22 protein-coding genes are annotated in these 25,334 nt (G+C 67.7%); 11 read left to right on the top strand and 11 right to left on the bottom strand.

Annotation, left to right across the window (positions count from 1 at the left end):
• Positions 1-17: 17 nt before the first annotated feature.
• The 3 genes from BUE42_RS05735 to BUE42_RS05725 all read left to right on the top strand — a co-directional run bounded on the left by BUE42_RS05735 (position 18) and on the right by BUE42_RS05725 (position 2,599).
• The gene (locus tag BUE42_RS05735; protein ID WP_235002127.1) at positions 18-419 is read left to right on the top strand and encodes a YkvA family protein; all 402 of its coding nucleotides are present in this window, start codon (positions 18-20) and stop codon (positions 417-419) included.
• Positions 420-427: 8 nt separating this feature from the next.
• Positions 428-928 (top strand): thermonuclease family protein, encoded by a 501-nt coding sequence (locus BUE42_RS05730; RefSeq protein WP_235002125.1) that lies wholly within the window; start codon positions 428-430, stop codon positions 926-928.
• Between the two features lie 81 nt (positions 929-1,009).
• Positions 1,010-2,599, top strand: coding sequence for a hypothetical protein (locus BUE42_RS05725; RefSeq protein WP_143171320.1), 1,590 nt, complete (start codon positions 1,010-1,012; stop codon positions 2,597-2,599).
• A 2-nt stretch (positions 2,600-2,601) separates the two neighbouring features.
• Here BUE42_RS05725 and BUE42_RS05720 read toward each other — a convergent pair whose 3' ends face one another.
• The 7 genes from BUE42_RS05720 to BUE42_RS05690 all read right to left on the bottom strand — a co-directional run bounded on the left by BUE42_RS05720 (position 2,602) and on the right by BUE42_RS05690 (position 9,982).
• Complete coding sequence (locus tag BUE42_RS05720; RefSeq protein WP_073463610.1) at positions 2,602-5,463, bottom strand: hypothetical protein; 2,862 nt, start codon at positions 5,461-5,463, stop codon at positions 2,602-2,604.
• Between the two features lie 53 nt (positions 5,464-5,516).
• On the bottom strand, positions 5,517-5,894 hold the full coding sequence (locus tag BUE42_RS05715; RefSeq protein WP_073463607.1) for a CesT family type III secretion system chaperone: 378 nt from the start codon (positions 5,892-5,894) through the stop codon (positions 5,517-5,519).
• A 21-nt stretch (positions 5,895-5,915) separates the two neighbouring features.
• The gene (locus tag BUE42_RS05710) at positions 5,916-6,359 is read right to left on the bottom strand and encodes a type III secretion system chaperone family protein (RefSeq protein ID WP_073463605.1); all 444 of its coding nucleotides are present in this window, start codon (positions 6,357-6,359) and stop codon (positions 5,916-5,918) included.
• Positions 6,360-6,497: 138 nt separating this feature from the next.
• The gene (gene rocF / locus BUE42_RS05705; protein ID WP_073463603.1) at positions 6,498-7,412 is read right to left on the bottom strand and encodes an arginase; all 915 of its coding nucleotides are present in this window, start codon (positions 7,410-7,412) and stop codon (positions 6,498-6,500) included.
• 1 nt (position 7,413) lies between these two features.
• Positions 7,414-8,325, bottom strand: coding sequence for an LOG family protein (locus BUE42_RS05700; protein ID WP_073463601.1), 912 nt, complete (start codon positions 8,323-8,325; stop codon positions 7,414-7,416).
• Between the two features lie 44 nt (positions 8,326-8,369).
• Positions 8,370-9,182, bottom strand: coding sequence for an inositol monophosphatase family protein (locus tag BUE42_RS05695; protein WP_073463599.1), 813 nt, complete (start codon positions 9,180-9,182; stop codon positions 8,370-8,372).
• A complete protein-coding gene (locus tag BUE42_RS05690) occupies positions 9,179-9,982 on the bottom strand; it encodes a GntR family transcriptional regulator (protein WP_083613900.1) in 804 nt (267 codons plus the stop codon). The genes BUE42_RS05695 and BUE42_RS05690 overlap by 4 nt, the downstream gene beginning before the upstream one ends.
• A gap of 132 nt (positions 9,983-10,114) precedes the next feature.
• Here BUE42_RS05690 and BUE42_RS05685 point away from each other — a divergent pair, with 132 nt between their 5' ends.
• From BUE42_RS05685 to BUE42_RS05665, 5 genes are all read left to right on the top strand, one after another.
• Positions 10,115-10,396 (top strand): UxaA family hydrolase, encoded by a 282-nt coding sequence (locus tag BUE42_RS05685; RefSeq protein ID WP_047503134.1) that lies wholly within the window; start codon positions 10,115-10,117, stop codon positions 10,394-10,396.
• 2 nt (positions 10,397-10,398) lie between these two features.
• The gene (locus tag BUE42_RS05680) at positions 10,399-11,574 is read left to right on the top strand and encodes a UxaA family hydrolase (protein WP_073463595.1); all 1,176 of its coding nucleotides are present in this window, start codon (positions 10,399-10,401) and stop codon (positions 11,572-11,574) included.
• Between the two features lie 7 nt (positions 11,575-11,581).
• On the top strand, positions 11,582-12,487 hold the full coding sequence (locus BUE42_RS05675) for a hydroxyacid dehydrogenase (RefSeq protein WP_073463593.1): 906 nt from the start codon (positions 11,582-11,584) through the stop codon (positions 12,485-12,487).
• Complete coding sequence (locus BUE42_RS05670; RefSeq protein WP_073463591.1) at positions 12,484-13,482, top strand: Ldh family oxidoreductase; 999 nt, start codon at positions 12,484-12,486, stop codon at positions 13,480-13,482. Before BUE42_RS05675 ends, BUE42_RS05670 begins: the two co-directional genes overlap by 4 nt.
• An 86-nt stretch (positions 13,483-13,568) precedes the next feature.
• Positions 13,569-14,534, top strand: coding sequence for a Bug family tripartite tricarboxylate transporter substrate binding protein (locus tag BUE42_RS05665; protein ID WP_073463589.1), 966 nt, complete (start codon positions 13,569-13,571; stop codon positions 14,532-14,534).
• On the opposite strand, the gene BUE42_RS05660 is transcribed toward BUE42_RS05665, so the two are convergent.
• From BUE42_RS05660 to BUE42_RS33345, 3 genes are all read right to left on the bottom strand, one after another.
• Positions 14,535-15,293 carry a HesA/MoeB/ThiF family protein gene (locus BUE42_RS05660; RefSeq protein WP_073463587.1) on the bottom strand — a complete coding sequence of 253 codons (759 nt, stop codon included), beginning with the start codon at positions 15,291-15,293 and terminating at the stop codon, positions 14,535-14,537.
• Between the two features lie 123 nt (positions 15,294-15,416).
• Positions 15,417-16,856, bottom strand: coding sequence for a S41 family peptidase (locus BUE42_RS05655; protein WP_073463850.1), 1,440 nt, complete (start codon positions 16,854-16,856; stop codon positions 15,417-15,419).
• A 201-nt stretch (positions 16,857-17,057) separates the two neighbouring features.
• Positions 17,058-18,467, bottom strand: a complete 1,410-nt coding sequence (locus tag BUE42_RS33345) for a hypothetical protein (RefSeq protein WP_200798904.1) — start codon at positions 18,465-18,467, stop codon at positions 17,058-17,060.
• Positions 18,468-18,748: 281 nt separating this feature from the next.
• Here BUE42_RS33345 and BUE42_RS05645 point away from each other — a divergent pair, with 281 nt between their 5' ends.
• Complete coding sequence (locus BUE42_RS05645) at positions 18,749-19,132, top strand: DUF427 domain-containing protein (protein ID WP_073463583.1); 384 nt, start codon at positions 18,749-18,751, stop codon at positions 19,130-19,132.
• 28 nt (positions 19,133-19,160) lie between these two features.
• Here BUE42_RS05645 and BUE42_RS05640 read toward each other — a convergent pair whose 3' ends face one another.
• Positions 19,161-22,082, bottom strand: a complete 2,922-nt coding sequence (locus tag BUE42_RS05640; protein WP_073463581.1) for an adenosylcobalamin-dependent ribonucleoside-diphosphate reductase — start codon at positions 22,080-22,082, stop codon at positions 19,161-19,163.
• Between the two features lie 248 nt (positions 22,083-22,330).
• On the opposite strand from BUE42_RS05640, the gene BUE42_RS05635 reads away from it, so the two are divergent.
• Together BUE42_RS05635 and BUE42_RS05630 are read left to right on the top strand one after the other, a co-directional pair.
• On the top strand, positions 22,331-23,524 hold the full coding sequence (locus BUE42_RS05635) for a hypothetical protein (protein ID WP_143171319.1): 1,194 nt from the start codon (positions 22,331-22,333) through the stop codon (positions 23,522-23,524).
• A 222-nt stretch (positions 23,525-23,746) separates the two neighbouring features.
• Positions 23,747-25,333 (top strand): methyl-accepting chemotaxis protein, encoded by a 1,587-nt coding sequence (locus BUE42_RS05630; RefSeq protein WP_073463577.1) that lies wholly within the window; start codon positions 23,747-23,749, stop codon positions 25,331-25,333.
• The last annotated feature ends 1 nt before the right edge of the window (position 25,334 follow it).

Genomic DNA, 25,334 nt, shown 5'->3' with positions numbered 1-25,334 from the left:
CGTCCCGAGGACCCCTGATGATGTTGCGCAAATCACGGCTGCTGCGCGCGGCCAACACCGCCCGGCTGGCCACCTACCTGATCGCGCTGTGGAAGCTGTTCAAGCACCCGCAGGCGCCGCGCGGCGCGAAATGGGTGGCGGTGGCCGTGCTCGCGTACGCGGCGAGCCCGATCGACCTGATCCCCGATTTCATCCCGGTGCTCGGGCAGCTCGACGACCTGCTGATCATCCCGCTGGGCGTGGCGCTGGTGCGGCGCATGACGCCGGATCCGCTGTGGCAGCAGCTGCTGATCGACGCCGAGAAGACGCGCGAGAAGCTGCCGCGGTGGTGGTGGGGCGCGCTGCTGGTGGTCCTGGTGTGGCTGCTGCTGTTCGGTGGCTTCGTCTGGTGGCTGGTGCGCGGGGTCTTCGGCGGATGATGTTGCGAATGAGGTGGCGTGCAGGGGTGTGGCTGGCCGCGCTGCTGGCGGCAGGATCGGTGCAGGCGGCCAGCGGCGTCGTGACCTACGTGACCGATGGCGACACGCTGTGGGTGCGGGTCGACGGCGCATCGCCGCGGGCCAAGCCGAAGAAGCTGCGGCTGCGCGGCATCGATGCGCCGGAGCACTGCCAGGCCTGGGGGCCGCAGGCCAGTGAGGCGCTGGCGCGGCGCGTGCTGCACCGGCGCGTGCAGTTCGAGACCGTCGCGCAGGACAGCTACCACCGCAGCGTGGCGCGCGTGGCCATCGACGGTGACGACGTGGCGGCATGGATGGTGGCGCAGGGGCATGCGTGGAGCGATCACTACAAGCGCCGCGATGGTGGTGCGTACGGCGCGCTCGAAACGCAGGCGAAGGCCGCGCGGCGAGGCCTCTTCGCGCAGCCCGGCGCGATCGAACCGCGGGTGTTTCGTAGGATGCACGGTCGCTGCGAGGTGATTGCGCACTGACCGTTACATCGCTTGCCGGTGCAGAAGACGAATCGATGACAGCCGCGCCCTACCATCCGCGCGGGTTCAACAGGAGCGTCGATGAGCAGGACGATCAGGCGCTTCGCGCGAGGGGGTGTCGTGGCCGCGTACAGCGTGGCGGCGGCCTGTGTGCTGAGCGCTTGCGGCGGTGGGGGAGATGGCGGCGCAGGCCCGACCACGCCCGACCCGGGGCCGCCGACACCGACCGGGCTGACATTGAGCGGCAAGGTGATGCGCGGCTACCTGCAGGGCGCGGTGGTGTGCGTCGATGCGAACGACGACCTGCAGTGCAATGGCGACGAGCCCTTGGCCGTGACCGATGCACAGGGCGACTACACGCTGGTGCTGAGCGCGGCGCAAGCGGCGCTGCTGGCGAGCGCACGGCTGGTGGCGCAGGTGCCGGCCTCGGCGATCGATGCATCGACCGGCGCGCCGGTGGGCAGCGAGCAGGTGCTGCTGGCCCGGCCGTATGAGGCGGGGCGCACGGCGTACTTCTTCACGCCGGTGCGTACGCGCGTCGAGCAACTGGTGTGGAGCGGGGTTGTGCGCGAAGACGCCGAGGCCGTCGTGCGGCGCGGGGCCGGCCTGGTGGACCTGGCGATCGACGACGACTACATCGCCGGCGCCGCCGGATTGCATGGCGACGAGGCTGCGTGGGTGCGCGAGCAGGCGGCGGCGTGGTTCGGCCAGCAGACGCGCGGGCTGATGGCGATGCTGCACCGGCCGTCGGACGCGTGGTTCAACGCGCAGGCGGGTGCCGGGGCATTCGAGCTGTCGGCGGATCCGGGACGTGATGGCACGGTGTTCACCGCGACGGCCACGAACCTGGCGCCAAGCCCGGTGGCGGGCGAGATGCTGGCCTCGCGGCGCACCTGGAGCTTCGATCCGGCGGTCGATACCGCGTTTCACGGCTACGCGCCGATCAGCGAGCGATCGGATTTCCTCGACGAGACGGCAGGCTGGCTGGACGGCGATCCGCAGGGCACGCTGGCACAACGGCTCGACGCAGGGCGGGTGCTGCAACTGCGCAGCGGGATCGCGATCGCGGCCGAGTTCCGCGACGTCGAAGACCTCGCGGGCCGTGCGATCACGCGCGATGACGTGGGCGGCAGTGCTGACGTGGCGGTGACCGGCACCTACCCCGAGGGCGCGCAACGCTTTCGCCACCACGCCCGCGTGCAGTGGCGCGCGGGTGGCTATGCGCGGGTGCACGAGGAGGGCGAGCCGTTCGGGATGACGCTCGCGAGTCTCGACCAGTTCATCGCACTGCGCCAGGTGCAGGCCGACGGCAGCGGCTCATGGCGCGCGCTGCGCGGGATGGACGCGAGCGCGGTCGAGATGGGCTTTGACGGACAGGGCGGCGTGATCTTCCGCGACACCGCGACGCTGCAGCCGCTGGGCGGGGCTGCGATCGAGACCTTCACATTCGGCGGCGTGCCGGTGCTGCGCGTGCCGCTGAGCGATCAGGCCAGCGCGGCGGAGTTCGGGGTGTTCGGGGTCAGTTTGTATTTCGCGGTGTACCGCGGGGTGCATCAGCTGGACATGGTGGAGGTGGGGGGGATGGAGGTGGGTGCGGAGGGGCGATGGGTCAACCGGGTGGCGACAAATGCGCTGACGCAGGCCCTGACAGTGCCCGTCATCGGAGATTGACGTCAGACGAAGATGCTCGCGGCTGCCAAGCCTTCGGCGTACTCATCCGATGTCTTGTCGGTTCCCTTGACGGTGCGTCTGTCGGCCTTCGGGCCGGCACCGATGTCGTAGGGTTCCTCCGAATCACTGCCGCTGGAAACGTCGCCCCTTGTCATTTCCGGCGGCTTCTTTCTCCGTCGTGCCAGCCTCGACGTCGCTTGAGGATCGAGGTCCGGCGACCTGGGCGGTTCCAACGTCGCTTGAGGATCGGGGTCCAGCGAGCCGGGCTTGCGAAATGGTGGGCCGGCCCACTTCTTCAACACCTTGCTGGAAAACAGCGGCTGCGGCTTCGTCATCTGCTCCCACATGTCGCGCATCACCGAGACTTCACACTCGTAGTCGAAGGGCGGTGGAACATCTTCCGGTGCGATGAACGGCGGGATGAGGGTGTCGAAATTGTCGGCTCGCCGCCGCATGGTGGACAGGCTGAACACCGGCATGAAGTCGTGTTCGCCCTGCATCTGAATGCCGCTGTTGGGTGGCGCGATCACGTCGGCTTCCTTGTCGGCCGCACGCCCCTCGTTCTTCAGCTTCACGGTCCTGTATGCATAGCCGGAGGTCGAGCCGCAGACGGGGCCGCAGCAGGAAAAGACTGCCGTGGCGAGATCGATCCAGTCGCTGGCCTCGCTCGGACTGTCGATGCCTGCCCCCAGTTGCACGCCCGATGAAACCGCGGTGCCAAGGGCCTTGATGGCGAAGAAGCTGCCGTTGCCACCAAAGATGTTGCTGAAGGTCGGTCCCCCTTTGGCCGAGATCTGTTTGCCATTGCCGGTCAGCACGCGAATCTCGGTTTCCGCTCCCCAGCGGATGAGACGTTCGTCGCATCCATGGGCGTAGGCGTCATAGTCATCGCCCGAATACAAGTGCTGCGCATGCTGGAGTGCTCCGACAAGCACTTCCATGACCTCGGGCGCGAGGAGATCGTCTTCGTCGAGTTCGCTCAGCTTTCCCTTCTTGCACGCCTTAACCGCGCGACCGTTGATCGCAATCTGTTGAAGAAGGCGTGTGACGGACGCTTCGGTTTCATCACGCACCCGGATGCGCTCCAGTGTTGCATTGACAAAGGCATCAATGTGTTTCTTTGCCTTGATGAGGGCATTGAACTCGCGCTGAAGCCCCAGGAACGTCAGCGGCACCATCCTGCGGCCATCGGGGCTGCGAACTTCACTGATCGTTGCGGACGACTTGATGTGACACTTGATGTGACCAATGATGGCGAGCATGTGAACGGCGCTGTTGAAGTTCAGTCCCTTGACCAAGGTCGTCATGCGAGTCATGCGAGGGCCGATCACAAGCTTGTCCAGCGCCTTCGGGTCGATCCTGCCGTTCCTGGCGGACCGCAGGTCCCCCCGCTTGGTCTGGCCGATCAGCGCGAACAGGCTGGCGATCTTGGCGCAGTGGTCCTCGCCCGAGGCCGACCCCTGCGTGCATCGATAGAGCAACACCTGAGTGACGGTCAAGGCAGTTGAAACCAAGCCGGCAGTGATGATGCCAAAGTCATAGCCACTCGCGTGGCCATCGGCGATTTCGTGAGTAGCCTTGATGATCGAGGTCAGGCCGTTGCTCATGTTGAACATGCTGCGCCACCACTTGCCATTGCCGACACGGTGCTGGACATTGGCGCGAAGCAATCGGTCTGCGACCGCCAGTTCGTCGGACAGTCGTGCCTGGTGCCGGAAGACGAGCATCACCGGATCGAGGCGAGGTCCCTCGAATGTGTCTTCATCGCCGTCGGCCGAGCCTGTGTCATCCGAGTTGGTTTCGACTGGCGTCAATGCCTTGAGAAGATCCTCGATCAGGCCACGGTGTTCATCCAGTCGCTTCAATTCGAGTTTCTGGTGTCCCGCCGGGTCCGGATGCTTCCTCCTCTTCTCCTCGATGGCGCGTTCAACCCGCTCACGCCGCGTCTGCAGGCTCTGCAACAAGTTCTCGGCCGATTCGCATCCTGCATCCTTCCGGATGGTGCGGACGACCGCATTGACAAGCCTGAGGCTTTTCTTGACGTGGGGCAACGAAGGAGGAGGCGCCTCGTCGCCGAGCACGTTGGTGTAGCTGGTGGTCGGCTGGTCGGGCATGAATTCGGTTGCGAGGTGCAATGTCCTCTGGTAGACATCGCTTTGATGCGTACCGCTGCCCACCGTGCTTACACAGCATGTGACGAACGACTGAAGAACGGCGTAGCTGAGATTGAAGGCGATCTTGGTGCCATGCAATGCAACTGCATGCGCCGGTGACCCCATCGCCGCGACGTCGAGAATCAAGCCCAGGAGTGTCTTTGCGATGAGGAGTCCGCTGCTGAGGTCATTGACGAACACGGACGGATAGACGTAGGCATCGCCCATCTCCTTGCACCGGCGCTTCGTCTCGTCCGTCCAGCCCTGTTCGTTGGCAAGTCCGTATACGCGCGCGAGCAAGGTTCCGAGCGCGGTTGCACGATGCTCCATGTCGTCGATGCTGACGGTGCCGGCCTCGCGCTCCGTCAGCAGCCTCTGATAGCCGGCGTCGTACTCGCCTATCAGTTTTCGCAGTGCGTCGCCGGACTCGGACTTCGACTTGTATTTCTTTTGCCACGTCGAGCGTTCGGCCTTGATGGCTTTGTCCAGCGCATCAATCGTCTTTCGGAGGCCGTCCTTTGTTCCCAGAATGGACGGGACATCGACGTGAGTCGAGAAGTTTCCGCGAGGAAGAGACCTGTCGCGACGGGCCGATGCGGATTTCATGCCCTCATCGACAGGGGCCTCGCTTGCGTCGTCGAACGCGTCGACGACGATGTGCTCCGGTTGATGGTTGCGAAAGGTCTTGAAGCAATCGAACATGATGGACAAGGGGTACGAATTTCGGAATCAGGCACAAGAAGGGCGTGCGGTTCGGATCGGCCTCAGGCATCTGTCTCGGACAGGATCCGGCGCCATTGGCGAACGGACGCCGCGAGGTGAACCGCACTGCCGTAGATCTGGTCAGGGCTGGTCGCGTCGAGCCGGTACGTCGAGGCGCAGATCACGTCCGCGCTATTCGGGCAGAGGCTGAAGCCGCTGCGTTGCAATGTGCAAAGCTGGAAATTCAGCGTGAGCAATCGTTCATGCCAGAGCGCTTCACGACCGGGCGGAATGCGGCCCAGCCGGCACTCGATGACCAGTTGATCGCCCGTTTCGATCCCGCAGACGCGTGTCAGCGTCAACGACTCCCCGTGCAGGGTGAGATTGATCGACACGGACGGCATGAAGCCGTTCGAAGCGGTGAACAACGCGTCCGACATGCTGAAGTCGCGCCTCGCACATCAATGGCACGCCTGCGGAATCAATGCTCTCCAATGGTGAACCATCGGGACCATGCCTTCCATCGTTCGCAGTACGCCGGGCGCGGATGCGTCTTGCAAGGGCGACAACAGGCTGAAGATCAGCTCCCGCGTATCGGCATCGAACACGAACATTCCGGCAGCTTGCCGGGCAAGTCCGTGGTTCAGTTCCAGCGCGGCCAGCATCATATCGGCCGGCGGTTCTTCCGCAATACTGCAGAAATGACACTGCAGCAAGAAGTTGCCGATGCTGTCGTCGGGGTCGTCATGCAGCAGACGGAATCTGACGTCGCGCAGCTGCAGCGTTGTCTGCCAACTGCCCTCGAGCGCGTCGGCAACGGGTGGCGGCACCTGGCCCCGAAGTCGGTACAGAGATTCTGTCAGCTCGATGAAGCGTCTCCGCCATAAGCGACTCTCAGTCGTCATCTTGTCTCCTGCAATTGCTTTTGTGGCTGCAGGCAACATCCCTGCAGCATCGTGCAGGCTGAGTAACGCTTCGCGGCAGACAGTTCCCTCGCCGGGAAACGGATGACGCGTCTAGGCCTTGGAGCGGCCTGTTCGCCCCTACTTCCTCATCAACGTACTCTTCCCGAACAACGACTCGATCAGATCCACCGCCACCTCAGCCGTCCGGTTGCGCACATCCAGCGCCGGGTTCAGCTCCATCACGTCGAGCGACCCCAGCCGCCCGGTGTCGGCGATCATCTCCATGCACAGCTGCGCCTCGCGGTAGGTCGGCCCGCCGCGCACCGTGGTGCCGACACCCGGCGCCACATCCGGGTCCAGGAAGTCCACGTCGAAGCTCACATGCAGGTGCGTGTTCGCGTCCAGCGTGGCCAGCGCCAGCTCCATCGCATGCCGCATGCCCATCTCGTCGATGTAGCGCATGTCGAACACTTCCAGGTCCATCTCGTGCACGAAGCGCTTCTCGCCTTCGTCGACGCTGCGGATGCCGATCTGGCGGATCCATTTCGGGTTGATCGCCGGCACGTGCCCGCCGATCTCGATCAGCTCTTTCGGGCCGTGCCCGCACAGGCAGGCCACCGGCATGCCGTGCAGGTTGCCGCTCGGCGTCAGGATGTTGGTGTTGAAATCGGCATGCGCATCGAGCCACAGGATGCGCAGCTTCTTGCCCGTCTCGCGGCAGTGCCGCGACACCGCGCTGATCGACCCCAGTCCCAGGCAGTGGTCGCCACCCAGCAGGATGGGCAGCCGCCCCAGCGCCAACTCGGCATGCACCGCGTTGTGTACCGACTGGTTCCACGCCACCACCTCGTGCAGGTGACGGTAGCCGTCGACCGGCGGCAGCCACGGGTTCGACGGGCCGGCCAGGTTGCCGCGGTCGGCCACCTCCAGCCCGTGCCCTTCGAGCACCGGCACGATGTTGGCCACGCGCAAGGCCTCCGGTCCCATGCTGGAGCCGCGGGTGCCGGCGCCGATGTCGGTCGGCGCGCCGATGATGCTGATCTGTTTGCTCATGTCACAGGTCCGTGGCGAAGTGGTTCTTGTCGTCGGGATCGACGTCCTTCAGTTCGAAGCCGTACTCGGCCTCCAGCAGCGCCCAGGCCTCTTCCGCCGTCTCGACGAAGCGGAACAGCTGCAGGTCGACCTCGCTGATCATGCCGGTCTGCACCAGCAGGTCGAAGTTGACCAGCTGCGTCCAGAACTCGCGCCCGAACAGCAGGATCGGCCGGCGCCGGCACTTGCCGGTCTGGATCAGCGTCAGCGCCTCGAACATCTCGTCGAGCGTGCCGAAGCCACCGGGGAAGCACACCAGCCCGATGCTGCGCATCAGGAAGTGCATCTTGCGCATGCCGAAGTAGTGGAACTGGAAGCACAGCTCCGGCGTGATGTAGGGGTTCGGCGCCTGCTCGTGCGGCAGCACGATGTTCAACCCGATGCTCTTGCCGCCGATCTCGTAGGCGCCGCGGTTGCCCGCTTCCATGATGCCGGGGCCGCCGCCGGTCACGACGTAGATCGGCGTGCTCAGCGCCTTCGATTTCAGCGTGACGATCTCGGCGAAGCGGCGCGCCTCTTCGTAGAAGCGCGACATCGCCACGTGCCGCTCGGCAATGCGCAGCGCGGTGGCATCACCGGCAACCTGCGCATCGCCCAGCAGCCGCTGCGCGACCTCCGGCGACACGATGCGCGCGCTGCCGAAGATCACGATCGTCGATTCGATGCCCTGCTCGGTCTGCACCAGCTCGGGTTTCAGCAGCTCCAGCTGCATGCGCACCGGGCGCAACTCTTCACGCAGCAGGAAGGTGGTGTCGGTGAACGCCAGGCGGTAGGCGCTCTCGGGGCCGTCGTAGCGGTTCGGTGCGCTCGGTTTGTCGGCCTCCTGGCGGGCCGATGGGAAGTTGCGGGCGGTGAGGTCGGTTCGCTTGTCCATGGCGCGCAGCTTAACGCCGTCTCGGGGGTGAATTCAGCCCCGAATCACCCCGTGTGCGACAGCAGCGCATCGAAGGCCTCGCGCATCGCCGGCGTGCTGGCGGCCAGCGAGCGGCTCTCGAGCAGCGGCAGCCCGTCGCGCGCGACGATGCCGGCCCCCGCCTCCTGCAGCAGCACGATGCCGGCGGCGGCGTCCCAGGCGCCCATGTCGTGCTCCCAGAACGCGTCGATCCGGCCGGCCGCCAGGTAGGCCAGCTCCAGCGCCATCGAGCCCGAGCGCCGCACGCCGCCGAAGCTGCGCAGCACCCGGCCGAACTCGCCCAGGTAGCTCCCCATGCGAGGCGAGGTGGGCTTGGGGAACACCGTTGCGGCCAGCGCATCGATCGGCCGGGCCCGGTCGGCGCACTGCAGCGCCGCGCCGTTCAGCCGCGCGCCGCGCCCGCGGATCGCTGCGAAGAATTCGTTGCGGCAGGGGTCGAAGATGGTGCCCAGCACCGGCATGCCGTCCACGACCAGCGCGATCGACACCGCGTACTGCGGGTAGCCGCGCAGGTAGTTGGCCGTGCCGTCCAGCGGGTCGACGACCCACAGCGGCGGCTCGCCGTCACCGGCCACCACCGCCTCGTGCCGGCCGATCTCCTCGCCGAGGAAGGCGTGGCCCGGGTAGGCGCGGCGCACCACGTCGAGGATCTGCTGCTCGGCCTCGTGGTCGATCTCGCTGGCCAGGTCGCCCGGCTGCTTGCGCATCAGCGCCACCGCGTTCAGCCGCGAGCGCGAGGCCTGCAGGTGGGCGCCGGCCGCGCGCGCCGCCCGTTCGGCCACCTTGTAGGCGGCGAGCAGATCGAGGGTGTCTGTCATCGGGCGGCATCCTTTCGGGACAACAGGCTCACGTAGTCGTGCTGCGCGGTGTTGATGATCGATTCGCGGTGCTCCACCGGCTTGTCGCCGAAGGTCAGCGCGACGCGGTGCACCTGCATCACCGGCAGCCCGGCCGCGATGCCGAGCAGCCGCGACACATGGCGGTCGGCGGCGGCGGCGCGGGCGCGTTCGTGTGCATGCACGACGGTGATGCCGAACTCGCTCTGGTACAGCTGGTACAGCGTGCTCGGCCGCTCGCGCAGGCGCTTCTCGGTCAGGCCCTTGAAGAGGCCAGCCGGCAGCGTCAGGCGGTCGAGCATCACCGCGCGGCCCTGCAGCGCGAGCCGGTTCTCGAACTGGAACGCGGCATGGCCGGCGCGCAGGTTCAGCATCTCGGCCTGTGCGTCGTCGAGCTTCACGCGGTCGAACGACAGCAGCTCGACCGACGGCGCCTCGCGCAGCCCGTCGGCGCGCTCGACGTGGAAGAACTGGAACAGGAAGCGGTCGGGCGAATGCGTCGCGACGAAGGTGCCGCGGCCCTGGCGCCGCACCAGGATGTGCTCGGTCGAGAGTTCGTCGACCGCCTTGCGCAGCGTGCCGATCGACACGCCGAACGCCAGCGCCAGCTCGGTCTCGCTCGGCAGCGTGCTGCCGGGCGCCCAGGTGCCGCCCTCGATCGCCTGCAGCAGCGCGCGCTTGACGACGCGGTACAGCGGCATGCCGGCCGCCTCCGGGGCAATGGCCGCGAAATGCAGGCTGGCGGGCCGGGGTGAGGACGCTGGCGCGGGCGCGGTCGGCATCCGGGCATTCTACGTCTGGGTGATACAGGTCAATCAAGTCATCTGAATGACTCGTTTGACAGCCGGCGGGCGCGGGCAGATATTGGCCGCCATCGTTGCAGGCAGCCGCCGTTGCGCGGCAGGAGTTTCCGGATGATTCATTTCGTATTGCATGACGCGCACGACAGTGTCGCGGTGGTGGTGGTCGAAGGCGTCAAGGCCGGCATGCCGCTGGCCGGCTGGATCATGGACGAGGACCGCATGACCGAGCTGGTCGCGCGGCAGGACATCCCGATCGGCCACAAGGTCGCGCTGCGCGACATGGCGGTCGGCGACACGGTGCTGAAGTACGGCATCGACATGGGCAAGGTGGTCGCGCCGATCAAGGCGGGCGAGCACGCTCATGTCCAGAACATTAAAACTAAAAGGTGGTGAGCATGGCCGTCATTTCCAACACCACCACCTTCCTCGGCTACCGCCGCGAGAACGGCCGCGTCGGCGTTCGCAACCACGTGATCATCCTGCCGCTCGACGACCTGTCGAACGCCGCGGCCGAGGCCGTCGCCCACAACATCAAGGGCACGATGGCGATCCCGCACCCGTACGGCCGCTTGCAGTTCGGCGCCGACCTCGACCTGCATTTCCGCACGCTGATCGGCGCCGGTTGCAACCCGAACGTCGCCGCGGTCGTCGTGATCGGCATCGAGGACGGCTGGACCAAGAAGGTGGTCGACGGCATCGCCGCCACCGGCAAGCCGGTCACCGGCTTCGGCATCGAGGGCCATGGCGACCACGACACCATCCTGCGCGCCTCGCGCATCGCCCGCGAGTACGTGCAGTGGGCCAGCGAGAAGCAGCGCGAGGCCTGCCCGCTCAGCGAGCTGTGGGTCTCTACCAAGTGCGGCGAATCGGACACCACCTCCGGCTGCGGGGCGAACCCGACGGTCGGCAACGCCTTCGACAAGCTGCACCCGCTGGGCAGCACGCTGTGCTTCGGCGAGACCTCCGAGATCACCGGCGGCGAGCAGATCGTCGCGGCGCGCTGCGCGAACGACACGGTGCGCGAGCGCTTCATGTTCATGTTCAACCGCTACCAGGACATGATCAACCGCCACAAGACCAGCGACCTCTCCGACAGCCAGCCGACCAAGGGCAACATCGCCGGCGGGCTGACGACGATCGAGGAGAAGGCGCTCGGCAACATCCAGAAGATCGGCAAGATCTGCACCGTCGATGGCGTGATCGACAAGGCCGAGATCCCGACGCACCCCGGGCTGTGGTTCATGGATTCGTCGTCGGCCGCGGCCGAGATGGTGACGCTGTGCGCGGCCTCCGGCTTCGCGCTGCACTTCTTCCCGACCGGCCAGGGCAACGTGATCGGCAACCCGATCGTGCCGGTGATCAAGATCTGCGCGAACCCGCGCACAGTGCGGCTGATGGGCGAGCACATCGACGTCGACACCTCGGGCCTGCTGCAGCGCGAGATCACGCTCGACCAGGCCGGCGACCAGCTGCTCGAATCGATGCTGCGCACCGCCAACGGCCGCCTCACGTCGGCCGAGGCGCTGGGCCATCGCGAGTTCGTGCTGACGCGCTTGTTCGAAAGTGCATGATCCGGCGATGAAGATTCTCATCACCGAATTCATGGACGCGCCGGCGGTGGCGCGGCTGGCTGCGAAGCACGAAGTGGTGCACGACGCGACGCTGGTCGACCACCCGGCGCGGATGATCGCGCTGGCGTCCAGCGTCGACGCGATCATCGTGCGCAACCGAACGCAGGTGCGCGGCGAACTGCTCGCGGCGCTGACGCGCTGCAAGGTGGTTGGCCGGCTGGGCGTCGGGCTCGACAACCTCGACATGGCGGGCTGCGAGGCGCGCGGCATCCGCGTGATCCCGGCGACGGGTGCCAATGCGCAGAGCGTGGCCGAGTACGTGATCGCGACCGCGATGCTGTTGCTGCGCGGGGCTTACGGTTCCACCGCCGAGGTCGCCGCCGGCACCTGGCCGCGTGCCGCGCTGACGAACGGCCGCGAGATCGGCGGCAAGACGCTGGGGCTGGTCGGCTACGGCTCGATCGGGCAGTTGACCGGGCGGCTGGCGCGCGCAGTCGGCATGCAGGTCGTCGCGCACGATGCGGCGATGCCGGCCGGTTCCGACGTGCCGTCGCTGTCGCTCGATGCCTTGCTGGCGCAGGCCGATGTCGTCAGCCTCCACGTGCCGCTGCTCGACAGCACGCGCCACCTGATCAATGCGCAGCGCCTCGCCGCGATGAAGCCCGGCGCGGTGCTGATCAACACCGCACGCGGTGGCGTCGTCGACGAGGCGGCGCTGGCCGATGCGCTGACCGCCGGGCGCCTGGCCGGTGCGGCGCTCGATGTCTTCGAGGCCGAGCCGCTGCCCGCCGGCAACCCGCTCGCCGACTGCCCGAACCTGCTGCTGACACCGCACATCGCCGGCGTCACGGCCGAGGCGAACGAGCGCGTCTCATCGCTGATCGCCGAGAAGGTGCTGGAGGCGCTCGCATGACGGTGATGACGATGGAGGTGGCCCGCGCGAAAGTGGCCGCCGCGCTGCAACGCGCCGGTGCCGGGGCCGCGATGGCCGAGTCCACCGCCCGCGCGCTGGTGCTGGCCGAGGCGCAGGGCCTGGCCTCGCACGGGCTGAGCCGCGTCGCGCAGTACAGCGGCCACCTGCGCTGCGACCGCGTGAACGGCGCGGCGCAGCCACAGGTCGTCAAGCGCAAGGGCGCCGCGCTGGTCGTCGATGCGCAGGAGGGGCTCGCGTTCCCGGCCTGCGACCTGGCGATCGCCGAGGCGATCCGCAGCGCCGGCGAGTTCGGCATCTGCATCGTCGGCATCGTCAACAGCCACCACTGCGGCGTCGTCGTCGACCACCTGCGCGCGGTCACGGCGGCCGGCATGGCGGGGCTCGGTTTCTCGAACTCGCCGTCGGCGATGCCGGCCGCCGGCGGGCGGCACCCGATCTTTGGCACCAACCCGGTGGCGGCAGCGTTTCCTCGGCGTGGTGCCGACCCGCTGCTGATCGACCTGAGCCTCAGCGAGGTCGCGCGCGGCAAGCTGATGGTGGCCGCCAAGGAGGGCCGCAGCATCCCGCTCGGCTGGGCGCTCGATGCGAACGGCGAGCCCACCACCGACCCGAAGGCCGGCATGGCGGGCTCGATGCTCGCGATCGGCGCGGCCAGCAGTCCCAAGGGCGCGATGCTGGCGCTGGTGGTCGAGCTGCTGGTCACGGCGCTGATCGGCGCGAACTTCGGCTTCGAGGCATCGAGCTTCTTCGTCGACGAAGGCAACCGCCCGCACCTGGGGCAGACCTTCATCGTGATCGACCCCGGCGCGCTGGCCGGGCGCGAGATGTTCCTGGACCGGTTGGAGTTGCTGGTGGCCGAGATGCTGCGCGACGACGGCGTGCGGCTGCCGGGTGCGCGTCGCGAGCAACTGCGGCGTGCGGTGGAGCGTGACGGATTGAACGTGTCGGAGGCGCTAGCGCAACAGCTGTCCTGAAGCTACGACTTTCCGCGCATAACGATAGGTTTGCAGCCGTCCCGCATCGCGGGCAGCATGCCGGCCTTCTGACGAAGGAGACGAGCGTGAAACGACGAGCAGTACTGATCGGTGCCGCGGGCCTGTGGCCCGCGCTGGGTTTTTCACAGGCGGGTGACTATCCGAAGCCCGGCGCAACCATCCGCTATGTGGTCCCGTTCCCGCCCGGCGGCCTGACCGACGTGATGGCGCGCCTGGTCGGGCAGCAGCTCGGCGAGCGCTGGAAGGTCAGCGTCGTGATCGACAACAAGCCCGGCAGCGGCGGGCAGATCGGCGCCGACGTGGCGGCCAAGTCGCCCGGCGACGGCAACACGCTGCTCGCGATCACGCTGACGCATGCGGCCAACGTCACGCTGTTCCCGAAGGCGGCCTACAGCTTCACGAAGGACCTGCGCCCGGTCGCGCTGCTGGCCGGCTCGCCGATCCTGATCGTGGTGCCGGCCGCGAGCCCGATCCAGAGCCTGAAGGAGCTGACCGCCGCCGCGAAGGCGCGCAACCTGAACGCCGGATCCAGCGGCAACGGCACGCCGCCGCACCTGACGCTCGCGCTGTTCAACGAACTGGCCAAGACCAACATCCAGCACGTGCCGTACAAGGGCGGCTCGCCGGCGATGACCGACCTGATCGGCGGCCAGCTCGATGTGGTGTTCTCGAACTTCCCCGAGAGCATCGCCCATGTGAAATCGGGCAAGCTGCGCGCGATCGCCATCGCGAGCGCCGCCCGCCACCCGCTGGTGCCCGACGTGCCGACGACCGCCGAGGCCGGCCTGCCGGAGCTGCTGACCGAGAACTGGACCGGCCTGATGGCGCCGGCCTCGATGTCCGACGCCGCGGTCAAGAAACTCGCCGCCGAGGTCGTGCGCATCATGCAGACGCCCGAGCTCGAGGAGCGGGCGCGCACGCAGGGCTTTCGGGTCGATGCGCGCGGGCCGGAGGCGTTCGCCGCCTTCCTGCACGACGAAGTGGCGCGCTGGGCGAAGGTGATTCAGTCGGCCAACATCAAACCCGACTGATCAGGCGTGGCCGCGCTGCCCACACACCGGGCAGCCGGCTTGGCGGGCGAGGCGGATCTCGGTCCATTCCATCGTGCGGGCGTCCAGCATCTGCAGCCGCCCGGCCAGTGAGCTGCCGATGCCGGCCAGCAGCTTCAGCGCCTCGGCGGCCTGCATGCTGCCGATGATGCCGACCAGCGGCGCGAGCACGCCCATCGTCGAGCAGGCGACCTCCTCGAACGCGGCATCGGGCGGGAACAGGCAGGCATAGCAGGGCGCGGTGTCGCTGCGGGTGTCGTAGACCGAGATCTGGCCGTCGAAGCCGATCGCCGCGCCCGACACCAGCGGCTTGGCGTGCGCCACGCAGGCGGCGTTGACGGCATGGCGGGTCGCGAAGTTGTCGCTGCAGTCGATCACCACGTCGGCCGCGGCCACCAGCGTGTCGAGCCGCTGCGCATCGGCACGCTCGGTCAGCGCGTGGACCCGCACGTCGGGGTTGATCGCCGCGATGGAGCGCGCGGCCGAGGCCGCTTTCGGCTGGCCGACGCGCGACAGGTCGTGCGCGATCTGGCGCTGCAGGTTGGTCAGGTCGACGCTGTCGTGGTCGACGATCGTCAGCGTGCCGACGCCGGAGGTGGCGAGGTACAGCGCCACCGGCGAGCCCAGGCCGCCGGCACCGATCACCAGCGCATGCGAATCGAGCAGCCGCTGCTGGCCGGCGATGTCCAGCTCGTCGAGCAGGATGTGGCGGGAGTAGCGCAGCAGCTGGTCGTCGTTCATCGGGGCAGGATAGCGAAGAGTGAGGGTTGGGGGCTTCGACAGGCTCAGCCCGAACGGCCAGTATTCCGTTCGCACCAAGCAAAACGCCCGCGCGGGGCGGGCGTTCGGAGGGAGCGGGTCGCTTCAGTTCGTCGCCGGGGCCTCGGCGTGCCGTTCGACGACCGTCTTCGAGACGACGACCGGCTTGCCCTTCAGGCGGTTGATCGCCTGCGCCAGCGGGAAGTCTTCGTCGCTGCCGAACTCGGGCAGCGGCTTCAGCGGGTTCTTCTTCGCGGCTTCTTCCTCGAACTTCTTGCGCGCTTCCTCGCGCGCCTTTTCGCGGGCTTCGTCCTTCTGCTCGGCACCCTGGCCGCTGGCGATGTGCTTTTCCAGGTCGGCTTCGCGCACGCGCAAGGCCGAGAACAGGTTGCCGTCGGCGGTTTCGTCGATCATCACGTCGGGCACGATGCCCTTGGCCTGGATCGAGCGGCCGCTCGGCGTGTAGTAGCGCGCGGTCGTGATCTTCAGCGCCGTCTCGGGCGACAGCTGGCGCACGGTCTGCACCGAGCCTTTGCCAAACGTCTGGGTGCCCATGATGGTGGCGCGCTGGTGGTCTTGCAACGCACCGGCGACGATCTCGCTGGCCGAGGCCGAGCCTTCATTCACCAGCACGACCAGCGGCACCTTCTTCAGCGCGTCCGGCAGCTTGCGCAGCGGGTCACCGCCGCCACGGCGCAGGTAGTCGCTCGGCGAGGCCTTGAAGGATTGCTTCGATTCGGCGATCTGGCCGTTGGTGGTCACGACCACCGCATCGGCCGGCAGGAAGGCCGCCGACACCGCCACCGACGCCTCGAGCAGGCCGCCCGGGTCGTTGCGCAGGTCGAGCACCAGGCCCTTCAGGTTGGGTTCCTGCTTGTAGATCTCTTCGAGCTTGCGCGCGAAATCGTCGACCGTGCGGTCCTGGAACTGGCTGACGCGCAACCAGGCGTAGCCGGGCTCGACGATCTTCGAACGCACGCTCTGCACGCGGATCTCTTCGCGCGTGATCGTGACGGGGAAGGTGCGGTTCTCGGTCTTGCGGAAGATGGTCAGCAGCACCTTGGTGCTCGGCTCGCCGCGCATGCGCTTGACGGCCTGGTCCATCGTCAGGCCCTTGACCACGGTGTCGTCGATCTTGGTGATCAGGTCGCCGCTCTTCAGGCCGGCGCGGAAGGCCGGTGAGCCTTCGATCGGCGAGACGATCTTGACGAGACCGTCTTCCATGCCGATCTCGATGCCGACGCCGACGAAGCGGCCGGTCGTGCCTTCACGGAATTCCTTGAAGGTCTTCTTGTCGAAGTATTGCGAGTGGGGGTCGAGTCCGGCCACCATGCCGCCGATGGCGTCGGTGATCAGCTTCTTCTCGTCGACCGGCTCGACGTAATCGCTCTTGACCATCCCGAAGACGGCGGCGAGCTGCTGGAGTTCTTCCAGCGGGAGTTGCGCGGCGGTGTTGCGGGCCGTGGCCTGCAACTGCATGGTAGTGAGCGCGCCAGCGACGGCCCCCAGCGTGATCCAGCCTGCGACCTTGAGTTTGGCACCCATCATTGACCCACTTCCTGCCTGATATGAAGACTTCACGCGGACCCAGTATAGAGCTGTGACCGCGTTTGGAGCCGCGGAGCTGCAGGAAGTTTCAAGGCTATTTCGGGGCTTTGCCCGGCATGGTGTCGCCACGTGACGCGGGGTTTTCCCGCGGCTGTGTCAGACACGCATGCCGTCCGGCGGCAGATGAGGCCACTCGGCTCACTGCTTCGTGGCGTTCCAGGTGCCGGTCGCCGACGCGCTCGGGCGCGACCAGGTGCCCGAACCGGTGGTGGCGCCGAGCGTGCCGCTGAAGCTGGCGTCGCTGCTGGTGCTGCCCACCGAGAGGCCGCCGGCGGCATCGACCGTGCCGCTGACGATGAAGCTGCCGCCCACGCCGGACGAGGTGCAGGTGCCGATCACGTGGGCCGCGGCATTGACCGACAGCGCGGTGCAGCTGCCGGTGTCGCCGCCGGCGTAGGTGACGCTCCAGGTGCCGGCCGTGGTCGCCGGGTGGTCGGGAATGGCCGGTGGCGCGAAGACGAGGCTCGCGGCGAGCGCCTCGAACGCGACCTTGTTGAGGCGGGTCTGCTTCGCCATCGTGGCCGGCTTGTCCTGGAAGCCCTGGTAGACGTGGCCGCCGCGCTGCACGAAGACGCGCGTGAAGGTCTGGGCGGAGATGGCCGCCGGCAGGCCGGTGAAGGTCATGACCGGTGTCGCGCCATCCGCCGCGTTGCCCACCTGGTAGCTGGCGGCGGCGAGGCTGCTGCAATTGGAGATCGCACCCGACACCGTGTCGAGGTCGCACAGGTGCAGGGTCACGGCGCCGCCGGCGCTGAAGCTGGCTCGCACCCGTTCCTGGGCACAGACCTGGGTTCCGCAGCCGTTGCTGCCATGGATGTTGCCCATCGACACCGTGTTCGCCGTCGAGACCGACGCGCTGTTCGACACGGCCGGGTAGTTGGCGATCAGCTGGGCCAGCGTGGTCACGCTGTTGCCGACGAAGCCGTCCGACAGCCGATAGCCGACCGGGGTGCTGCTCTCGGTGTTCGAGATCGCGCGGATCTTCGCGCCGGCCGGCATCATGCCGGTCAGGTTCGCTGCGGTGACGCCAATGATGGTGGACGAGGTGTTGGTGCCCAGGTCCTGCGCCTTGGCGACGACGCTTGCGATCGTCTGTCCGGCCACGTCGGTGTCGACCCAGGTCGATTGGCCGATGTAGCCGTGGTTGTAGTCGTAGGCGCCGTTCGGGCCGCTGTGGTTCGGCGTCGCGCCGTCCAGTGGCGTATGCCAGCCCTCGGCGGTGACGAACTGGACGGTGTCGTACACCACCACCGCAGGCTTGCCGGCCGACAGCGCTTCGCGCACGTCGTAGTAGGTGCCGCGGCCGGTCGAGTCGACGACGTTGTCGGAGTAGTAGTAGCGCAGCACGTAGGTGCCGACCGAGGTGTACGTGAAGGCGCGGGCCCAGTAGCTGGCCGGTGCCGCGGCGGGCGTGGGTGCCGGCGGGGTGCCTGCGACAGGGGCCGGGGCAGGTGCATCGTCGCTGCCCCCACCGCCACAGGCGGCGAGCGCGGACAGTGAAACGGCCAGGACCGACGCCCACAGGGCGCGCGTGGAAGCAGAAATCATGGATCTCCCTCGTGAGATGACGTTGTGATCGTTGTGATCCGGGCGCGATCTCGGCCGCGACCGGTCGGCCAGATTCTGGGCGGGAGGTCCGCTGTCTTACAAGCCCTCACATTGATGAGGCGGCATTCGCATGTGTGTCATCGGTGACACGAATGCGCGGACTCATGTCCGCTGGCCCGTGTCGGGTTGCGGTTGACACGGCGGGCATCGCGATTGCCCGCCGAAGGCAGCGGCCGTCAGCGTGTGCGGCGTTCCCTTCATTCCATGCAGGAGCCATTCCGATGAGTCGATCACCTGGTCACCAGCAGCATCCCGAGCACAAGGTTCGGGAGTCCCGCGCCGAAGGGCGCATGAGCGTGAACGTCAACGGTCTCGTCGTCGCGGATTCGCGCAACGCCGTGAAGCTGGACGAGGACGGCCATCCGCCGCGCTTCTACTTCCCGCGGGAAGACGTGAAGATGGAATTTCTCGAACGCAGCGACACGACGACCGAGTGCCCGTTCAAGGGCCACGCGAGCTACTTCGACCTGCACAACGGCGGCCAGACGATCAAGGATGCCGTCTGGAGCTACGAGACGCCGTACGACGAGCATCTCGGCATCAAGAAAATGCTGGCCTTCGACGAGTCGAAGTCGGCCGGCATCCAGATCCGCAGCTTGCCCTGACCCAGGCACGCCGCGCCGGCGGGAACCTTCACCCGCAGCTCCCGATGTGCCCGCACGCGGTGCAGAACTCGCACCCATCCTTGTGGATCACCGCGTGGTTGCCGCACTCCGGGCAGGCCGCACCGGCCAGCGGGGCGGCCGCGGCCGATTCGTCCGGGCTCGGCGGTTGCAGGATGCCCATGTCGCGCAGCGGATAGCCCTCTTCGTTCAGCACGCCGAGCATCGTGTAGCGGTGGATCACCAGCCGCGCGAGGTAGGCCACCGTCGACGGCCAGGTCTGCTGGCGCTGCTGGCCGGGCGCGAGCCCCGGCACGAAGGCCATGAAGTGGCCGAGCGGCTCGGCATAGCTCAGCAGCTTGCGCAGCTTCATGCCGATCCACGCCGGGTCGAGCACGCGCATGTCCAGCGACAGGATGCGCGCGAGTCCGTCCATCGCCCGCGGGTAGTTGCCCGACAGCCCGATCGCGCACGGCAGCGTGACGATGCCGCCCTGGCCGCCCAGGCCTTCCGGCAGCTGCACCTCCTTCAGCGACAGCGTGAAGGCCTCGTCGCTGGCCGGGTTGTGGATGTCGACCGACCACGCCAGCGTGCCGTTCGGGCCGGTCAGCGGCTCCTGGCGGCTGAACATCGCGTCGATCACCGGCGTGGAGGCGGCCGTTCCGTCAGCCCCCGACCACAGCCCCAGCTGCTCGCAGCGCCAGCGGATCACCGCCGCGGTGGCCGCCACCACGCCGGGGAAGCGCCGTGGCGTGCCATCGGGCGGGAAGGGCATGTCGAAGGCGCGCTCCTCCTGCACGGTGGCCAGTGCGTCGAGCTTCAGCCGGACCCACGCGGGGTCCTTCGCGCGCAGGTCCATCGACAGCGTCTTCGCGAGCGCGCCCAGCCCGCGCGGCTGCTCGGCGCCATTCACCCACACCTCGAACGGCGCGCTGCGTCCATCCTGCGGCAGCTCGCCGATGAAGAGCGCGAACTCGCCGTGCGGGTGCCGGATCATGTAGGTCCACGCGGCATTGCCGGCTGCGAGCTCGGGCCGGCCCGGCCAGCGCAGCGAGGCCAGCACCGGCTGCGGCGGGCGCTCGATCGCCAGCCGCTGGTTCGCATGCCCCGCCGGTGCCAGCTGCAGCGGCAAGGCAGCCGGCTCCACGCTCAGCACCGAGCCGAGCACCGCGTTCGGCCGGTAGGTCGCCAGCCCCTTCAGGCCGGAGGTCCAGGCCCGCAGGTACAGGTCCTGGAAATCCGCATACGGGTAGTCGGCCGGCACGTTCACCGTCTTCGAGATCGCGGTGTCGACGAAGGGTGAGACCGCGGCCACCATCTCCTCGTGCGCCTGCGCGCTCATATCGAGCGCGGTGACGAACGCGTCCGTGAGCGGCGCCTGCGGGCCGCGCAGGTGGCGAAAGAGCCGCCACGCGTGGTCCTCCACCGGGTACTGCTTCATGCTGCCGTCGGCCATGCGCTTCTTGCGCTGGTAGCTCCACGAGAACGCCGGCTCGATGCCGTTGCTCGCGTTGTCGGCGAAGGCCAGGCTGATGGTGCCGGTGGGGGCGATCGACAGCAGGTGCGAGTTGCGCAGCCCCTGCTGGCGGATGCGCTCCTTTAGCGGCCCGGGCAGGCGCGATGCGAAGGTGCCGCGGCTCAGGAACATGTCGGCGTTGAACAGCGGGAAGGCGCCGCGTTCGGCCGCGAGGTCGCAGGACGCGGCATACGCGGTGTCGCGCAGCAGCGTGGCGATGCGGCGCGCCTCGTCGCGCGCGGCGGCGCTGTCGTAGCGCAGGTTCAGCATCACCAGCGCGTCGCCCAGGCCGGTGAAGCCCAGGCCGATGCGGCGCTTGTTGCGCGCCTCGCGGGCCTGTTGCTCGAGCGGCCAGAAGCTGATGTCGAGCACGTTGTCGAGCATGCGCACCGCGAGCGCCGCGAGGCGCGCGAAGCCGGCGTCGTCGAAGCGCGCGTTGTCGTCGAACGGCGCGCGCACGAAGCGCGTCAGGTCGATCGAGCCGAGGCAGCAGCAGCCGTAGGCCGGCAGCGGCTGTTCGCCACAGGGGTTGGTGGCGGTGATGGTCTCGCAGTACGACAGGTTGTTGTCGAGGTTGATGCGGTCGAGGAACAGCACGCCCGGCTCGGCATGGTCGTAGGTGGAACGCATGATCTGCTCCCACAGCGCGCGGGCCGGCAGGCTGCGGTAGACCCACAACCCGTCGCTGCGCTGGTGGGCGCCGGCAGCCACCTGCTGCGGGCCGGCCGCGGCGCGGTGCACCAGGTCGACGGGGGCGTCGCGCTGCACCGCCTCCATGAAGGCATCGGTCAGGCCGACCGAGATGTTGAAGTTGCTGAGGTCGCCCTTGTCCTTCGCGTGGATGAACTCCTCGATGTCGGGGTGGTCGCAGCGCAGCACGCCCATCTGCGCACCGCGCCGCGCGCCGGCCGATTCCACCGTCTCGCAGGAGCGGTCGAACACCCGCATGTACGACACCGGGCCCGATGCGCTTGCCTGCGTGCTGGCAACCCACGCGCCGCGCGGGCGGATGCGCGAGAAGTCGTAGCCGACGCCACCGCCGCGGCGCATCGTCTCGGCGGCTTCGGTCAGCGCGGTGTAGATGCCGGGGTGGCCGTCTTCCTCCTGCGCGATCGCGTCGCCCACCGGCTGCACGAAGCAGTTGATCAGCGTCGCGGTGAGCTCGGTGCCGGCGGCCGAGTTGATGCGGCCGGCCGGGATGAAGCCGGCCTGCAGCGCCTCGAGGAAGCGCGATTCCCACTGTTCGCGCGATCCGGCACGCGATTCGGCGGGCTCGACCTGGGCCAGCGCGCGTGCCACGCGGCGGCGCACGTCGTCGGGCGTGCGCTCGTCGCCCTTGGCGTATTTCTCGAGCAGCACCTCGGTGCTGATGTCCTGCGGGAGGAGGGCGGTGGCCCTCGTGTCGGCGGGCTTGTCGGTGGAGGTGTCGGTCTTCATCGGGCTCCTTCGATGCAGCAGGCTGCCATCGTGACCCCGGCACGAGCGCGCGTAAAGCGACCCTTCGGTCAGATACCGATCCCCGTTACGGTTCGACGCAGATTCGCGGCCGCGAACTTCCGCGGGGCGATCTTCCGCTTCGCATTTCCGTCGCTGGCCGGGTTGGCCCGCTTCAACACTGCAGAAGCGTCGAAACGGGCTGCAACCCGCCGTCTTCGCCCCTCCTCCCCACACAGGAAGCCATTGCCATGATGAAACTCAACCAGACCAACGGAGCTCGCCCTGCCTCCGCAAGATCCGAAACGCAGCGGCCGGACAGCACTCCCACTTCGAACGCCCCCGCCGGCGCGCGCTCGCGATCGGTGGATGGCTCGCTTGGAACGCTGTCGACGCGCACCTCGAGGGCGTCCAGCACATCGAGCGCCAACCGCGGCCCCACCAACAGCGCCTTCGAGCTCTCGAGCGCCGTGACCTACCAGCCCGGCAGCGGCCAGAAGCCGTCGCAGCCCAATGGCGAGCCGTATGTGACAGCTCATTTCATCCATCCGAAAACGGGCGAGCGCGCCCTCGTCACGGGCGTCGAGTCCTCCGGTGTCTTCATGGTCACGAACCACCAGACGCACGAGGCCGTGGCGCGCCTGCGCAGCTCGGGCCACGGCGACGAGAAGGTCGCCGTGCCGCCCGAGAACTACGGGGCGAAGGGCGGCGCACGCGACAGCCATGGCAACCGGCTGCGCAACTCGAGTTCGTCCCCGCGTCGCACGCCCACCGCCTATGAAAGCTCCGGCCTGAGGGTCAGGCGCGGTTCGGGCGACAGTGACGATTCCAACCACTCGCACTACTCGGGCAGCGCCCTCATCGGCGGCGCACCGTCGCGGGCCGAGATCGAGCGGCGTACCAGAGACCTGGAGCAACGCGGCTTCCGCCCCATGGGCTACCACGGCACCAACCAGGAGGGGATGAACTCGCTCGTCCAGCATGGCCCGCGCCGCGGCCATGGCGGCGCCAACAGCGGGCTCGAACGCGGCGAGGGCTTCTACATCTCGCGCGAGCCCGGGTACGCCCGGGACTGGGCAGACAGCGCCACCCAATCGGGCGATCCGCAGCCGCCGCGCTATGAGACGCCGCGCTACCCCGGCGAGCGCGGCATGCCTGCCGTCGGCACCGTCTACATGCAGCATCCGCAATACAACACCCCGGGACGCGATTTCGCCTGGGGCCAGCAGGCCTCGCAGGGCGACCCCAATTACGACCGCCGCCCGTCGGCCCACGACACCCACGGCGACATGGCCGACGGCCGCTACGCGACCGAGGCCGTCATCGCTCCGCGCCAGTACCGCAACACGCGCATCGTGCCGTCGGACTCCTCGCACGGTCGCATGGGATCGTATCCGTCGCACGAGACGCCGGAATACGGGCGGCCGTTCTATCCGGACCGATAGTGAGGGAGGGGGGCAGGCCCGAACCGCCGACAGTTCCGGCACCCGGCAAACTCGGGGCGCGCGACCCGGATCAGCGCCCCGAGCCAACGCATGCACCCAGGTTGAGACATTCAACCGCTCGACGGCTCAAGGCGCCCCGGCGAAGACCGACAACCCTCTTACGTCATTGCGCCCCGCGGGAATTTTCCCCTGGGCGGTCCGTGCCGAAGCTCGGCCATCGCCATGAACAAGCTCAAAGTTTCCACTCGGTTGATGATGCTGATCGGCGTCCTCTCGGCGCTGCTCGTGGCGATCGGCGGCCTCGGCCTGTTGGGCATCGGCCGGTCCAACGACGCATTGAAGGCCGTCTACGCGGATCGCACCGTGCCCTCGTCTCAACTGGGCGAGATCAGGGCCTTGCAGTTGATCAACCGCATGGACCTCAATATCGCGCTGGTCACCCCGACGCCCGAGAAAATCGCCGAGACGACCGGCCAGATCGAAGCCAACATCGCCAAGGCCAGCAAGGTCTGGGATGACTATGCGGCGTCAAACCTGACGCCGGAGGAAGAGAAGATTTCGAAGGCGTTCGTCGAGTCCCGCAAGCAGTTTGTCCAGGAAGGATTGATGCCGGCCGTGGCTGCGCTTCGTGCCAACGACTTGACGCAGGCCAGGCATTTGGTGACGGAGAAGATTCGGCCGTTGTTCATCCCGCTCGCACAAGGCATCGATGCGCTCGTCAAGATCCAGATCGACGAGGCGCGCAGGGAATACGAGGAAGCCGACGCACGCTATGCGACGATTCGTGCCACCTCGATCACGGCCATCCTGGCGGGCTTGCTGTTTGCCGGGATCTTCGGTTTCGTGCTGGTGCGTTCCCTCGGACGCCAACTCGGAGGCGAGCCGGGCGAGGCTGCGGATCTGGCGCGAAGCGTCGCCGCCGGCGACCTCAGCGTGACGATCGACCTCAAGCGAGGCGACACCACGAGCATGATGGCCCAACTCAAGGAGATGCAGGCCAGGCTCTCGACGGTGGTATCGAGCGTGCGGCAGAACTCGGAGTCGGTTGCCACCGCCTCGGCGCAGATCGCTCAAGGCAACATGGACTTGAGCCAGCGCACCGAAGAGCAGGCCTCGGCGCTCGAAGAGACCGCGGCCTCGATGGAGCAACTCAGTTCCACGGTCAAGCAAAACGCCGACAACGCCAGGCAGGCCAATCAGCTCGCGATGAACGCCAGCACCGTGGCCATCAAGGGCGGCGACGTGGTCGGCCAGGTCGTGAGCACCATGAAGGCCATCAACGACAGTTCGAAGAAGATCGTCGACATCATCGGGGTCATCGACGGTATCGCCTTCCAGACCAACATCCTCGCGCTGAACGCTGCCGTGGAAGCAGCGCGCGCCGGCGAACAGGGCCGCGGCTTTGCGGTGGTCGCGACCGAGGTGCGCAGTCTGGCGGGCCGATCGGCTGAAGCGGCCAAGGAAATCAAGAGCTTGATCGGCGCCAGCGTGGAACGTGTCGAACAGGGCACGGCACTGGTCGATCAAGCCGGCGTCACGATGACCGAAGTGGTCGACTCGATCCGGCGCGTGACCGACATCATGGGGGAAATCAGTTCGGCCAGCGCCGAGCAGAGCGCCGGGGTCTCGCAGGTCGGAGATGCCGTCAACCAGATGGATCGGGTCACGCAGCAGAACGCAGCCCTGGTGGAGGAAAGCGCTGCTGCGGCCGAGAGCCTGAAGGTGCAGGCGCTGCAACTGGTGCAGACCATGGCGGTCTTCAAGCTGGCGCACGGCGACGTGGCGCGAGCTCCGTTGGGCAGGGCCTGAC

It is taken from the genome of Rhizobacter sp. OV335 (assembly GCF_900142965.1).
Lineage (GTDB): Bacteria > Pseudomonadota > Gammaproteobacteria > Burkholderiales > Burkholderiaceae_C > Rhizobacter.
This window is presented reverse-complemented; position numbering and strand designations above follow the sequence as displayed.

Excerpts from the sequence above, each read along its gene's own strand:
- BUE42_RS05655 (WP_073463850.1), bottom strand. The coding sequence starts at position 16,856 with ATGGGTGCCAAACTCAAGGTCGCAGGCTGGATCACGCTGGGGGCCGTC.
- BUE42_RS05685 (WP_047503134.1), top strand. The coding sequence starts at position 10,115 with ATGATTCATTTCGTATTGCATGACGCGCACGACAGTGTCGCGGTGGTG.
- BUE42_RS05645 (WP_073463583.1), top strand. The coding sequence starts at position 18,749 with ATGAGTCGATCACCTGGTCACCAGCAGCATCCCGAGCACAAGGTTCGG.
- BUE42_RS05735 (WP_235002127.1), top strand. The coding sequence starts at position 18 with ATGATGTTGCGCAAATCACGGCTGCTGCGCGCGGCCAACACCGCCCGG.
- BUE42_RS05690 (WP_083613900.1), bottom strand. The coding sequence starts at position 9,982 with ATGCCGACCGCGCCCGCGCCAGCGTCCTCACCCCGGCCCGCCAGCCTG.
- rocF (WP_073463603.1), bottom strand. The coding sequence starts at position 7,412 with ATGAGCAAACAGATCAGCATCATCGGCGCGCCGACCGACATCGGCGCC.
- BUE42_RS05630 (WP_073463577.1), top strand. The coding sequence starts at position 23,747 with ATGAACAAGCTCAAAGTTTCCACTCGGTTGATGATGCTGATCGGCGTC.
- BUE42_RS33345 (WP_200798904.1), bottom strand. The coding sequence starts at position 18,467 with ATGATTTCTGCTTCCACGCGCGCCCTGTGGGCGTCGGTCCTGGCCGTT.
- BUE42_RS05710 (WP_073463605.1), bottom strand. The coding sequence starts at position 6,359 with ATGACGACTGAGAGTCGCTTATGGCGGAGACGCTTCATCGAGCTGACA.
- BUE42_RS05675 (WP_073463593.1), top strand. The coding sequence starts at position 11,582 with ATGAAGATTCTCATCACCGAATTCATGGACGCGCCGGCGGTGGCGCGG.
- BUE42_RS05640 (WP_073463581.1), bottom strand. The coding sequence starts at position 22,082 with ATGAAGACCGACACCTCCACCGACAAGCCCGCCGACACGAGGGCCACC.
- BUE42_RS05680 (WP_073463595.1), top strand. The coding sequence starts at position 10,399 with ATGGCCGTCATTTCCAACACCACCACCTTCCTCGGCTACCGCCGCGAG.
- BUE42_RS05670 (WP_073463591.1), top strand. The coding sequence starts at position 12,484 with ATGACGGTGATGACGATGGAGGTGGCCCGCGCGAAAGTGGCCGCCGCG.
- BUE42_RS05715 (WP_073463607.1), bottom strand. The coding sequence starts at position 5,894 with ATGTCGGACGCGTTGTTCACCGCTTCGAACGGCTTCATGCCGTCCGTG.
- BUE42_RS05660 (WP_073463587.1), bottom strand. The coding sequence starts at position 15,293 with ATGAACGACGACCAGCTGCTGCGCTACTCCCGCCACATCCTGCTCGAC.
- BUE42_RS05730 (WP_235002125.1), top strand. The coding sequence starts at position 428 with ATGAGGTGGCGTGCAGGGGTGTGGCTGGCCGCGCTGCTGGCGGCAGGA.
- BUE42_RS05695 (WP_073463599.1), bottom strand. The coding sequence starts at position 9,182 with ATGACAGACACCCTCGATCTGCTCGCCGCCTACAAGGTGGCCGAACGG.
- BUE42_RS05635 (WP_143171319.1), top strand. The coding sequence starts at position 22,331 with ATGATGAAACTCAACCAGACCAACGGAGCTCGCCCTGCCTCCGCAAGA.
- BUE42_RS05700 (WP_073463601.1), bottom strand. The coding sequence starts at position 8,325 with ATGGACAAGCGAACCGACCTCACCGCCCGCAACTTCCCATCGGCCCGC.
- BUE42_RS05725 (WP_143171320.1), top strand. The coding sequence starts at position 1,010 with ATGAGCAGGACGATCAGGCGCTTCGCGCGAGGGGGTGTCGTGGCCGCG.